General features: G+C 72.7%; 10 protein-coding genes. 4 read left to right on the top strand and 6 right to left on the bottom strand.

Features of this window, described 5'->3' with window-relative positions; translation table 11 throughout:
- Positions 1-16: 16 nt before the first annotated feature.
- From PSU4_RS24395 to pdxH, 4 genes are all read right to left on the bottom strand, one after another.
- Complete coding sequence (locus PSU4_RS24395) at positions 17-1,405, bottom strand: cryptochrome/photolyase family protein (protein WP_147113007.1); 1,389 nt, start codon at positions 1,403-1,405, stop codon at positions 17-19.
- A 251-nt stretch (positions 1,406-1,656) separates the two neighbouring features.
- The gene (locus tag PSU4_RS24400; RefSeq protein ID WP_147113009.1) at positions 1,657-2,961 is read right to left on the bottom strand and encodes a citrate synthase; all 1,305 of its coding nucleotides are present in this window, start codon (positions 2,959-2,961) and stop codon (positions 1,657-1,659) included.
- A gap of 105 nt (positions 2,962-3,066) precedes the next feature.
- The gene (locus PSU4_RS24405; RefSeq protein WP_246115317.1) at positions 3,067-4,350 is read right to left on the bottom strand and encodes an MFS transporter; all 1,284 of its coding nucleotides are present in this window, start codon (positions 4,348-4,350) and stop codon (positions 3,067-3,069) included.
- A gap of 261 nt (positions 4,351-4,611) precedes the next feature.
- On the bottom strand, positions 4,612-5,277 hold the full coding sequence (pdxH, locus tag PSU4_RS24410; RefSeq protein WP_147113012.1) for a pyridoxamine 5'-phosphate oxidase: 666 nt from the start codon (positions 5,275-5,277) through the stop codon (positions 4,612-4,614).
- Positions 5,278-5,559: 282 nt separating this feature from the next.
- Here pdxH and PSU4_RS24415 point away from each other — a divergent pair, with 282 nt between their 5' ends.
- Entirely contained in the window at positions 5,560-6,714 is a 1,155-nt protein-coding gene (locus PSU4_RS24415; RefSeq protein WP_147113031.1) for a citrate synthase 2, read from the top strand.
- Positions 6,715-6,830: 116 nt separating this feature from the next.
- On the opposite strand, the gene PSU4_RS24420 is transcribed toward PSU4_RS24415, so the two are convergent.
- The gene (locus PSU4_RS24420; protein WP_373866098.1) at positions 6,831-8,162 is read right to left on the bottom strand and encodes an MFS transporter; all 1,332 of its coding nucleotides are present in this window, start codon (positions 8,160-8,162) and stop codon (positions 6,831-6,833) included.
- Between the two features lie 71 nt (positions 8,163-8,233).
- Here PSU4_RS24420 and PSU4_RS24425 point away from each other — a divergent pair, with 71 nt between their 5' ends.
- The 3 genes from PSU4_RS24425 to sepH all read left to right on the top strand — a co-directional run bounded on the left by PSU4_RS24425 (position 8,234) and on the right by sepH (position 12,099).
- Positions 8,234-9,232, top strand: a complete 999-nt coding sequence (locus PSU4_RS24425) for a GlxA family transcriptional regulator (RefSeq protein ID WP_147113014.1) — start codon at positions 8,234-8,236, stop codon at positions 9,230-9,232.
- Positions 9,233-9,281: 49 nt separating this feature from the next.
- Positions 9,282-10,415, top strand: coding sequence for a phosphoserine transaminase (serC, locus tag PSU4_RS24430; RefSeq protein WP_147113017.1), 1,134 nt, complete (start codon positions 9,282-9,284; stop codon positions 10,413-10,415).
- Between the two features lie 325 nt (positions 10,416-10,740).
- A complete protein-coding gene (gene sepH / locus PSU4_RS31965; RefSeq protein ID WP_222596381.1) occupies positions 10,741-12,099 on the top strand; it encodes a septation protein SepH in 1,359 nt (452 codons plus the stop codon).
- 16 nt (positions 12,100-12,115) lie between these two features.
- On the opposite strand, the gene PSU4_RS24440 is transcribed toward sepH, so the two are convergent.
- Positions 12,116-12,676 (bottom strand): DUF2537 domain-containing protein, encoded by a 561-nt coding sequence (locus PSU4_RS24440; RefSeq protein ID WP_147113020.1) that lies wholly within the window; start codon positions 12,674-12,676, stop codon positions 12,116-12,118.
- Positions 12,677-12,794 lie beyond the last annotated feature (118 nt).

Consider the following 12,794-nt stretch of genomic DNA (forward strand, 5'->3'; position numbering starts at 1 on the left):
GGCCGTGATCACTTTCTCAGCGGCGGGCCGCTTTCACCCTCTCGTAGCGGGCCAGGGCTTCCTCGCGCTCGGCCTTGTGGTCGACGATCGGCTCCGGATACCCGCCGGGGATGCCGTCGGGAAGCTTCCAGGGCTGGTGGACGGCCTTGCCGGGCACGTCGGCGAGCTCGGGCACGAACTGTCGCACGTAGTCCCCGTCGGGGTCGAACCTCTCGCCCTGCGTCACGGGGTTGAAGACGCGGAAGTAGGGGGCGGCGTCCGTGCCGCTGCCGGCGGTCCATTGCCAGCCGTGCTGGTTGGCGGCGAGGTCGCCGTCGACGAGCAACTGCATGAAGTGCCGGGCGCCCCACCACCACGGCAGGTGCAGATCCTTGACCAGGAAGCTGGCGACGATCATGCGGAGCCGGTTGTGCATCCACGCCTGGGCGCGCAGCTGCCGCATCCCGGCGTCGACGATCGGGTAACCGGTACGTCCTTGCTGCCAGGCGGTGAACAGCTCGTCGGCCTTGCTTCCCGAGGCGACGGGCAGCGCGTCGAACGACGTGTCGTAGTTGCGCCGGGCGGAGTCGGGTCGCTGGTGCAGGACGTCGCCGTAGAAGTCGCGCCAGGCGAGCTCGGTGCGGTAGGTCTCGGCGGAGTCGGACCGCTTGCGCGACAGGTCGTGCAGCATCGTGCGCGGGTGGATGCACCCCCATTTCAGGTACACCGACATCCGTGACGTGCCTTCGACGGCGGGTCGGTTGCGGTCCTCGCCGTAGTGGTCGACGGCGTCGGACAGGAATGCCTTCCACTGGTGGTGGGCGGCGTCCTCGCCGGGGTCGGGGAGGGTGGCGTCGACGGTCTCGTCGTCGGGGACGGCCACGGCGCGGGGGCCGCCGTCCTTGTCGGAGGGGTCGATCCAGCCGACGGTGTCGGCGGAGGTGTCGGCGGGCCCGCGCCAGCCGTGTCGGGCCCAGGCGCGTCGGAACGGGGTGAAGACCTTGAAGGGGTCGCCGTCGGCTTTGGTGACGCGTCCGGGGGCGACGGCGTAGGGCGATCCGGTGCGGATCAGCTCGCGGTCGTCTGCGGCGAGCGCCTTGTCGACGGCTTCGTCGCGGCGGGTGCCGTAGGGCCCGTAGTCGGCCGCGATGTGGACGGCCTTGGCGCCCACGGACTCCGCGATGCGGGGCACGACCTGCACGGGGTCGCCGCGGACGACGAGCAGTCTGCCGCCGAGGTCCTCGTCGAGGGAGCGCAGGCAGCGGTACATGAAGGTGCGCCGGGCGGGGCCGGACGGGTCGAGCAGCGCGGGGTCGAGGACGAACAGCGCGAGCGCCGACGGGCCGGTGTCGGCTGCGGCGAGGAAGATCGGCTGGTCGCGGACGCGCAGGTCGCGCCGGAACCAGACGACGGAGTCGGCACCCATGCGCCGACGCTAGCGGCGTCCCCGGGCGGGCGCGCGCCGAGCGAAGGTGCCCCTGTGAGTGGCGATGGTCGCTATAGCGACCATCGCCACTCACGAGAGCCGTGGCTCGCTCCTGCCGCTTCCCCGCGTCGTGGTCGGCGCGGGCCTTGCGCGGCCGTGGGCTGGTGACGCGTGGCGCGGTCCAGCAGCGACAGGAGTCGTGAGTGGCAATAGTCGCCCTGGCGACTATTGCCACTCACAGGGGATCGTCGTCAGCGCTCGCTCATGGCGACGTAGTTCTGCTCGGTCGGGCCCGTGTAGAGCTGGCGCGGGCGACCGATCTTGGTCTGCGGGTCGTTGATCATCTCCCGCCAGTGCGCGATCCAGCCGGGAAGGCGGCCGAGCGCGAAGAGGACGGTGAACATCCGGGTCGGGAAGCCCATGGCCCGGTAGATCACGCCCGTGTAGAAGTCGACGTTCGGGTACAGCTTGCGCTCGACGAAGTAGTCGTCGGCGAGCGCCTTCTCCTCGAGCTTCATCGCGATGTCGAGCAGCGGGTCGCTCACGCCGAGGGCCTTGAGGACCTCGTCGGCGTTCTGCTTGACGATCTTGGCGCGCGGGTCGTAGTTCTTGTAGACGCGGTGCCCGAAGCCCATGAGCTTCGCGCCCTGCTCCTTGTTCTTGACCCGGTCGACGAAGGCGTCGACGTTGCCGTCCTCGACGTCCTTGATGCGGGTGAGCATCTCCAGGACGGCCTGGTTGGCGCCGCCGTGCAGCGGGCCGAAGAGGGCGTTGACGCCGGCGGAGATCGAGGCGAAGAGGTTGGCCTGCGACGAACCGACGAGCCGCACCGTCGACGTGGAGCAGTTCTGCTCGTGGTCGGCGTGCAGGATCAGCAGGGTGTCGACGGCCTTGGCCATGACCGGGTCGACCTCGTAGGGCTCGGCCGGGAAACCGAACGTCATGCGCAGGAAGTTCTCCACCAGGCCCAGCGAGTTGTCCGGGTAGAGGAACGGCTGGCCGACGGACTTCTTGTAGGCGTACGCCGCGATGGTGAAGACCTTGGCCATGAGGCGGACCGTCGAGAGTTCGACGGCGTCGTCGTCGAAGGGGTCGAGGCTGTCCTGGTAGAAGGTGGACAGCGCGCTGACCGCGCTCGACAGGACCGGCATCGGGTGGGCGTCCCGGGGGAAGCCGTCGAAGAAGCCCTTGAGGTCCTCGTGCAGCAGGGTGTGCCTGCTGATGTTGCTGGTGAACGAGTCGAGCTGCGCCTGCGTGGGCAGCTCGCCGTAGATGAGCAGGTAGCTGACCTCGAGGAAGCTGGACCGTTCGGCCAGCTGCTCGATCGGGATGCCCCGGTAGCGGAGAATCCCGGCGTCACCGTCGATGTAGGTGATCGCAGACGCGCACGCGGCGGTGCTATTGAACCCCGGATCGAACGTGGTCAGGCCGGTCTTGCCGAGCAGTTTGCTGACGTCGACCGCAGCCGCGCCCTCTGTCGCGGAGTGGACCGGCATCTCGAAGTGGCCGCCTGGGTAGTTCAGGACAGCGCTGTCGCCGGCGGACTCGGTTGCCATGTGGAGGTTCCCTCTCACACTCGTGGATAACTGTGATGTGTCAACCCACGCGCAACGCTAGACCGCTGAAGCGGATCCGCAGCGTCCGAGTGAGGTGGACGTACGTCACTCCGCGCGGTCGACGGGCCCCTGGTAGCGCCAGAACTCGGGGAACCGGGTGACGACGACCATCACTCCGACGATCACCGCGACACCACCGATGGTGGCGGCGAGGCCGGGGCCGACGGCGGCCGCGACGGACCCGTGCCAGAGGTCGGCCAGCCGCGGCCCGCCCGCGACGACGACGATGAACACGCCCTGCATGCGGCCGCGCATCTCGTCGGTGGCGACGGTCTGGAGCATCGACGACCGGTAGACGGAGCTGATGAGGTCGCCCCCGCCGGCGACGGCGAGGAACAGGACGGCGAGCCACAGGGACCCGGTGAGCCCGAACAGGGCGACGCCGATCCCCCAGATCACGACGGCCACCGCGACGGCGACACCTTGACGGCGGATGCGTTGCAGCCAGCCCGAGAACAGGCCGGCGACCACCATGCCGACGGGGATGGCGGCGAACAGCACGCCGAGCGCGACACCGCCGCCGGGCGGGTCGCCGAACGTCTTCTCCGCCATCTCGGGGAACACGACGCGGGGCATGCCGAAGCCCATGGCGACGACGTCGACGAGGAACGAGACGAGCAGGACCTTCTGGGTGGCGGTGTAGCGGAAGCCGTCGAGGACGTCGCGGATGCCGGCGCGGCGGCGCGCGCCGGACTCGGGCGGGACGGGCGGCAGCCGCCACGTCGCCCACAGGGTGGCGAGCAGGGCGCAGGCGTCGATCAGGTAGAGCGTGGAGAGCCCGACGACGGGGATGAGCACGCCGGCCAGCAATGGCCCGGCGACGGCGCCGAGCTGGAAGACCGTCATGTTGAGGGCGTTGGCGGCCGGTAGCTGCTCGGCGGGCAGCAGCCGCGGGATGACGGCGTTGCGGGTGGGCTGGTTCATGGCGAGCATCGCCGACTGCACCGCGAACAGCGACAGCACGACCCACACGTTGCCGACGCCCGTCGCCGAGGTGACCCACAGCGCCAGCGAGGTCGTCGCGATCCCGGCGCCGGTGAGCATCAGCAGGATGCGGCGGTCCATGACGTCGGCGATCGCGCCGCCCCACAGGCCGAACACGACGAGCGGGACGAGGCCGAAGAGGCCGGTCAGCCCGACGTAGGCCGAGGAGCCGGTGAGCGCGTAGATCTGCGTCGGCACGGCGACGACGGACAGCTGCGCCCCGACGACGGTGACGACGCCCGCCGCCCACAGCCGTCGGTAGGACGGGGTGCGCAGCGGGGTGGTGTCGGCCAGGGCGCCGCGGACGGCGGCGCCGATCCGGCGGGTGGGCCGCCCGGTGCTCACGCCCGTGGGGATGCGGTCCGTGCGCAGCCGGTCGGTCGGCCCGAAGCCGTCGCCGCCCGGCCGGCGGAGGTCACGGGTGACGGGGTCCTGGGGGCCGTCGGGTCTGCGGGGCTCGTCGGGGCCGGGCACGATCACCGATCCAGCCTGACATGCCCGCCCGGTCGAGGCCTGCGAGTCGGTGCGGGGCAACCAGGCATCGAGGCACGGACCACGCGCCGACGACGACAGCACGTCCGGGTTGAGACGGATGTCACCGCGTGCTCAGGGGGCGAGGCGCCGGACCCGCCACGAGTGGTCGTCGCCGTCGCGTTCGAAGCGCAGCCGGTCGTGCATCCGGTCGCGGCGGCCCTGCCAGAACTCGACCTGCTCGGGGACGATCCGCCAGCCACCCCAGTGCGGTGGCCGTGGCACCGGCTCGCCCTCGGGGAATCGGCGCTCGGTGGCGACGACGGCGTCCTCGAGCGCCAGCCGCCCGCTGACGACGGTCGACTGCGCCGACGCCCAGCCGCCGATCTGCGCGCCGCGCGGGCGGGTGGCCCAGTACGCGTCGGACTCGGCCGGGGCGACCTCCTCGACGTCACCGCGGACGTGGACCTGCCGGCGCATCGCGTGGAGCGGGAAGGTCGCCGACGCGGCCCGGGCCAGTCGCATGTCGTGGCTCTTCGCCGACGTCAGGTTGGTGTAGAGGACGACACCGCGGGCGTCGATCCCCTTGCACAGCACCGTCCGCGACGCGGGCCGCCCGTTCTCGTCGACGGTCGCGAGGACCATCGCGTTGGGCTCGGTGAGGCCCGCCTCCAGCGCGGCGGCGAGCCACGCGACGAGCTGCTCGTGCCACGTCGGCGCCAGGTCCGCCACGTCGAAGCCCGCGGTGTCGTAGTCGACGCGCAGCGCCGCGAGCAGTCCCGAAGCGGTCGGATCGGACATCGTGCCTCCGCCGACGACGGAGGTCGTCGCAGGTCAGGCCCTCCATGGGGCCGATTCGGTGATCGAGGCCACCCAGGTCTCAGGTTGCCTGTCCGCACTGCTCAGGGGCAGTGTGACGCAACCACGGTAACCATCGGACCCGGGCCGTGGCAGGCAGACGCGTCCGGAACACCTGACCGGTCGCGCCCGCGGACCGCACGACCGCGCCACCCGGCGCCGGTGGGCATCCGCGTCTCGCCGAGGGACGACTTTCGAGGAGGACGCGTGGCGACTGCGGCCACCGTGCCGGCAGGACCGGCCCCTACGGACGGATCCGACGTACCCCCGCCCCCACCCGGCTTCAAGTCCGGGCTGGAAGGCCATGTCGCGTTCCGCACCCAGATCGCGGAACCCGACAAGGACGGTGGGTCGCTGCGGTTCCGCGGCGTCGACATCGAGGACCTCGTCGGCACAGTGACGTTCGGCAACGTGTGGGCGCTGCTCGTCGACGGCCGGTTCGGTGAGGGGCTGCCCCCTGCGGAGCCGTTCCCGATCCCGGTGCACACCGGCGACGTCCGTGTCGACGTCCAGGCCGCGCTCGCCATGCTGGCGCCGTACTGGGGTTACCGGCCGCTGCTCGACATCGACGACACCGAGGCCCGCGACCAGCTGGCCCGCGCGTCGGTGATGGCGCTGTCGTACGTGGCCCAGTCGGCCCGCGGCATCGGCGTGCCTGCGATCCCGCAGAGCCGGGTCGACGAGGCGTCGACGATCACCGAGCGCTTCATGGTCCGCTGGCGCGGCGAGCCCGATCCCGCGCACGTCAAGGCCGTCGACGCCTACTGGGTGTCGGCAGCCGAGCACGGCATGAACGCCTCCACGTTCACCGCGCGCGTCATCGCCTCCACGGGTGCCGACGTCGCCGCGTCGCTGTCGGGTGCCATCGGCGCGATGTCGGGCCCGTTGCACGGCGGCGCCCCGGCGCGGGTGCTGCCGATGATCGAGGAGGTCGAGCGCACCGGCGACCCGGAGGCTCTCGTCAAGGGCATCCTCGACCGCAAGGAGCGCCTGATGGGCTTCGGGCACCGGGTGTACCGGGCCGAGGACCCGCGCGCCCGCGTGCTGCGCCGCACCTGCCAGGAGCTCGGCGCCGCCCGCTACGAGGCGGCCGCGAGCCTGGAGCAGGCCGCGCTGGCGACCCTGCGCGAGCGCCGTCCGGACCACCCGATCGAGACGAACGTCGAGTTCTGGGCGGCCGTGATCCTGGACTTCGCGCAGGTGCCGCCGCACATGATGCCCGCGATGTTCACCAGTGCCCGGACCGCAGGCTGGTCGGCGCACATCCTCGAGCAGAAGCGCGAGGGCAAGCTCGTCCGCCCGTCGGCCCAGTACATCGGCCCGGGCCCGCGCCGTCCCGAGGACGTCGAGGGCTGGGACCGGATCGGCAAGCAGGCCTGAGCCTGCTCCCGGTGTGATCAGCCGGCCGCCGCCGCGGGTCCGCCCCGCGCCGGCGTGCCGGGCTGATCACTGCGCCGGCGTGCCGGCCTGATCACTGCGCCGGCGTACCGGCCTGATCACCGCGCCGGCGTACCGGGCTGGTCGGCGCTGCGGCGTGCCGTCCTGATCGAGATCGACATGATCGCCGCCAGCACGCACAGCACCGCGCCGCCGTACCAGGCGAGGTCGTAGCTGCCGAGGGCGTCGCGGATCAGGCCCGCCACCAGCGCCGCGAACGCCGCGCCGATCTGGTGGGCGGCGAAGATCCACCCGAAGACGACGGGCGCCTTCGCCCCGAACACCTGCCGGGTCAGGGCGAGCGTCGGCGGGACGGTCGCGACCCAGTCCAGGCCGTAGAAGATGACGAACGCGAGCATGCTGGCCTGCAGGTCCGTCCCGAACAAGGGCGGCAGGACGGCGAGCGAGACGCCGCGACCCGCGTAGTAGATGCCCAGCAGCACACGGGCGTCGACGCGGTCGGTGAGCCAGCCCGAACCCACGGTGCCGACGAGGTCGAACACCCCGACCAGCGCGAGGAGCCCGGCGGCGGTCGTCGCGGGCATGCCGTGGTCGTGTGCGGCGGGCACGAAGTGCGACTGCACCAGCCCCGCGGTCGTCGCACCGCAGATGAAGAAGCCACCGATCAGCAGCCAGAACGTCGGGACGCGGGCAGCCGTGCGCAGGGCGTCGACGGCGATCCGCGCGGCGCCCGAGCGCAGCGGGTCGGTGACGTCGGCGGGGGTGCCGCCGTAGGGCAGGACGTCGACGTCCGACGGCCGGTCCCGCATCAGCAGCAGCACCAGCGGCACGACACCGAGCGCGACGAGCGACGTCGTGAGCGCGGCCGGACGCCACCCCGAGGACGTCGCGATCCACGCGATGAGCGGCAGGAACACCAGCTGCCCGGCGGCGCTGGCCGCGGTGAGCAGCCCGGACACGAGCCCGCGGCGGGCGACGAACCAGCGGCCGACGACCGTCGCCACCAGCGCCATCGCCATCGACCCGGTGCCCAGCCCGACGACGACGCCCCACAGCAGGATCAGCTGCCAGGACGCCGTCATGAAGACGGTGAGCCCGCTGCCGATCGCGACGAGCAGCAGCGCACCCGACACGACGCGGCGGATCCCGAAACGCTCCATGAGGGCCGCCGCGAACGGCGCGGTCAGCCCGAACAGGGCGAGGTTCACCGACAGCGCCGCCGAGATGGTGCCGACGGTCCAGCCGAACTCCTGGTGCAGCGGCTCGATGAGCACGCTCGGCGTCGAGCGGAACGCGGCGGCGCCGAGCAGCGCCAGGAACGTCACGGCCGCGACGCCCCACGCGGGGTGGATGCGGTGCCGGTGCGGGTCTCGCCCGGTCGGTCGGGCGGTGGGTTCGGGGGTGCCGACCTCGGGGACGGTGTCACTCACGTCGGACAGCCTGCGGTTCGCCACCGCCGCACACCAGTGGCCGGACAGCCAATATGTGAAAGGATTCGGCCATGACGCGGGTCCACGAGGTGGCGGTTCTCGCCCTGCACGACGTCGTCGCGTTCGAGCTCGGCCTGCCCCACCGGCTGCTCGGCGGCGCCACCGACGACGCAGGCGACCCGCTCTACCGGGTCCGCGTCGCGACGCTCGACGGCGGCCCCGTCATGTCCTCCGCCGGCTATGAGATCCTCCCCCGCCACAGCGTCGACATCCTGAGCAGCGCCGACACCGTCGTGATCCCCGGCCACTACAGCGGCCCGGCCATGCGCGGCGGCACCGTCGACGAGACCCTGCTCGCCGCCCTGCGCGACGCCGCCGCCCGATCGCGGATCGTCTCCATCTGCACCGGCGCGTTCGTCCTCGGCGCGGCAGGCCTGCTGGACGGCCGGCCCGCCACCACCCACTGGATGCACGCCGACCGGTTCCGCCGCCTCTACCCCCGGGTCGACCTCGACCCCGACGTGCTGTTCGTCGACGACGGCGACGTCCTCACCTCAGCGGGCAACGCCGCGGGCATCGACCTGCTCCTGCACGTCCTGCGGCGCGACCACGGCCTCGACGTCGCCAACCGCGTCGCCCGCCGCACCGTCGTCGCGCCCTGGCGTGACGGCGGCCAGGTCCAGTTCGCCGAGGAACCACCCGTCCCCGACGTCGACGGCGACACCGGCCCCACCCGGATGTGGGCGCTCACCCGGCTCGCCGACCCGCTCACCCTCGCCGACATGGCGGCACACGCCCGGATGAGCGTCCGCAGCTTCACCCGGCGCTTCCGCGACGAGACCGGCGACAGCCCGCAGCGCTGGCTCGTCGCCCGCCGCCTCGACCTCGCCCGCCGCCTCCTGGAGACGACGGACCTGCCCGTCGAGCACGTCGCCGGCCGCGCCGGTTTCGGCACCACCGCCTCGCTGCGCCAGCACCTGCACGCCGCGCTCGGCATGGCCCCGCTCGCGTACCGCCGCGTCTACCGGGGCGCGCCGGGCGTGTCATCGGTCACGAAGGCCGCCGGCTGACGCCCCCGCCGTTCCGGGCGCTGCCCGCCCGGTGCGAGACTTGCGAACCGTGACGTCCTCGACCAGCAACGACCTGCAGATTCCCGCCGACCTCAAGCCCAGGGACGGGCGATTCGGATGCGGACCCTCGAAGGTCCGGCCGGAGCAGCTGGCCGTCCTCGCCGACTCCGGCGCGGTCATGGGAACCTCCCACCGGCAGAAGCCCGTCAAGTCCCTCGTGGGGCGCGTGCGCGCCGGGCTCGCCGACCTCTTCTCGCTCCCCGACGGCTACGAGGTCGTCCTCGGCAACGGCGGCTCGACCGCGTTCTGGGACGCCGCCGCCTTCGGCCTCGTCCGCCGGCGCTCCCTGCACCTCGCCTACGGCGAGTTCTCCGCGAAGTTCGCCGACACCACCACGGGCGCCCCGTTCCTGGAGGACCCGATCGTCGTCGCGTCCACGCCGGGGACCGCGCCCGAGCCGCGCACCGACGAGTCCGTCGACGTCATCGCGTGGGCCCACAACGAGACCTCCACCGGTGTCGCCGTCCCGGTCGTGCGACCCGAGGGCACCACCGACGGACAGCTCGTCGTCATCGACGCCACCTCCGGCGCCGGCGGCCTGCCCGTCGACATCACCCAGGCCGACGCCTACTACTTCGCCCCGCAGAAGGGCTTCGCCTCCGACGGCGGCCTGTGGATCGCGCTGATGAGCCCGGCCGCGCAGGACCGCGTCGCCGAGCTCGCCGCGGGCGACCGCTGGATCCCGCCGTTCCTGTCGCTGGCCACGGCCGTCGACAACTCGGTGAAGGACCAGACCTACAACACCCCCGCGGTCGCGACGCTGATCCTGCTCGCCGAGCAGATCGACTGGCTCAACGGCCTCGGTGGTCTCGACGCCGCCGTCGCCCGTACCGCCGACTCGTCGACGCGGCTCTACGAGTGGGCCGCGAAGTCCTCCTTCGCGACGCCGTTCGTCGCGGACCCGGCGCACCGCTCGCAGGTCGTCGGCACGATCGATTTCGACGACGCCGTCGACGCCGCCGCCGTGGCCAAGACGCTGCGGGCCAACGGGATCGTCGACACCGAGCCGTACCGCAAGCTGGGCCGCAACCAGCTGCGCATCGGCATGTTCCCGGCCGTGGACCCCGACGACGTCTCGGCGCTCGTCGCCTGCATCGACCACGTCGTCGAGCGCCTCGGCTGATCCCGCGCGACTTCTTCGAACCGGTGCCGGGCGCCCCACGGGGTGCCCGGCATCGTCGTCTCCGGGCTCCGGCGGGAACGGATCGACGAACGGCACCTCGGCCGAGAGTGACAATGCGTAGTCACACCTGCAACACCAGTCCCCGCTTTACCAAATGGTCACGGCGTGACACGCTGATCACGAACCCCGCGGGGAGAACGGCGCATCGTGGCAGGAACCGGCGTCCACCTGGGAGATTCCCGGCCCGGCGCGCCTCCACGGCAGGTTGCGATTCGGCAACTACCGTCACCCGGACGGGGAGAACGGAGAACGGGGGAGGCCGCCGATGCGGGCGTTGCGGGTCGTCGGGATCACCGAGGACGGCGGGGTCGTCCTCGAGGACCCCGGTCGCTCCGAACGGTTCACCGTGGCCGCCGACGAGCAGTTGCGCGCTGCCGCGCGGGGCGACCTGACCCGGCTCGGCCAGATCGCGATCGAGTTGGAGAGCCAGTTGCGACCACGCGAGATCCAGGCCCGAATCCGCGCCGGAGCGTCCGTGGAGCAGGTCGCCGCGGCGGCCGGGGTTCCGCTGCAGAAGATCGAACGCTTCGCCTACCCGGTCCTGCTGGAGCGATCACGGACCGCCGAGATGGCGCAGGGCGCGCACCCGCTGCGCGCCGACGGTCCCGACGTCCGCACCCTCGGCGAGACCGTCGCGCACACCTTCGGCCTGCGCGGTCAGGAATACCTCGAGGCCGAGTGGGACTCCTGGCGCGGTGAGGACGGCCGCTGGGTCGTCGCGCTGAGCTGGCGCGCCGGCCGCTCCGACAACAGCGCCCACTGGATCTTCCAGCCCGGCGCCCACGGCGGCACCGTCACCGCACTCGACGAGCACGCCAGCGACCTTGTCGAGGGCCTGCCGATGCGCCCGCTGCGCACCGTCGGCCCCGTCATCGAGCTGGGCGGACGTCCTGAGGAGGAGCCCGAGGCCCCCGAACCCGTCGAACCCGCCGTGGTCCGCGCCGCCGTCGGCGCGCCGAGGCGCGAGCGCCCGATGCCGGTCGCGCCCGAGCCCCGCCACGATCCGCGGCCCAGCCGCCCCGCCACCCCCGAGCCGCGTCGGTCGGCCGAGACCACACCCGTGCGGCCCGCCCCGTCGGCTCCCGAGCCGCCGGTCGCCGAGGAGCCCGCGACACGTCCGGCTCCGGCCGCCGAGCGTCCGGGCACGAGCCGCCCCGAACTGCCCGCCGAACGGCCCGGCACCCCGGCCGCCGCGGCCCGCGCCGTCGAGAAGGAGAAGGAGACGGAGCCGGAGGTCGCGCCGGTCGAGGAACCTGCCGTGACTGTGCCTGCTGCGGCCGAGGCCCCTGCTGCCGACGCCCCTGCGGTCGAGCCTTCCGAAGCCCCTGCGGTCGACGAGAACGCCGACGACGCTGCCGATGCGCCTGAAGCAGCGGCCGCGGACACCGAGGACGTCGTGGTCGAGACCGGCTCCGGCTCCTCCGCACCGCCTGCCGACGATGCCGCCACCGAGCCCACGAAGGACGCCGACACCGCCGACACCGAGAGCGACGCGGACGCCGGAACCGAGACCGACTCCGCTCGTCCTGCCGCGGCGCGGCCGTCGCGGCGGACGAAGAAGGGCAAGCCGGTCATGCCGTCGTGGGACGAGGTCCTGCTCGGGGTCCGCGGCCAGCAGCGTTGACCGACCTGTCGGTGTCTCAGGGCGCCAACAGGTTCGCGAGCATCCACACCCACGCGACGACGACACCGACCGCCACGCCCAGCGCCACCCAGCGCCACAGCGGCACCCGGCGCAGGAGCCACAACGACGGCGCCAGCCCGGCACCGATGAGGACGTTGGCGGGAATCCAGAGCAGCCCGAACGCGGCGTCGACGGCCGTCGACAGCACGACCACCACCACCGTGGCGAGCACCCCGAAGAACGCGGCGATCGGCAGGCCCGTCGCCCACGGGACGGGCTCGGGCCGCGGCGCGGGGACGACGGCGCGTTGCGTCGCGAGCCGGCCGCTGACGATCTCGACACGCCCGGTGACGGGGTCGTGGAAGTCGACGGGCCTGCCGAGCGCCTCGGCGCACCGCCCCGCGAGCTGACGACCCCGTCTCCGGACGAGCTCCTGCTCGTCGGGGCCGCGCGCGATGTCGGGCCGCGACGCGACCTCTCCCCACTCCCGCAGGGCGACGACGAGCTCGGCCGGGAGTTCCGGATCGTCCGGGCGCCGCCCGCCGATCTCGACCTCTCCCCCCTCGGCCAACTGCACGTGATCAGCCTATGCGGCAACGCCCGTGGCGCGGCGGAGCGTCAACCGGTCGGCGGCGTGTACGGCACCGGGACGATGCCGCCCTCGGCGCGCAACCTGGCTGCTGTCCACGGGGCGG

Origin of the sequence: Pseudonocardia sulfidoxydans NBRC 16205 (genome assembly GCF_007989085.1) — a bacterium.
GTDB lineage: Bacteria > Actinomycetota > Actinomycetes > Mycobacteriales > Pseudonocardiaceae > Pseudonocardia > Pseudonocardia sulfidoxydans.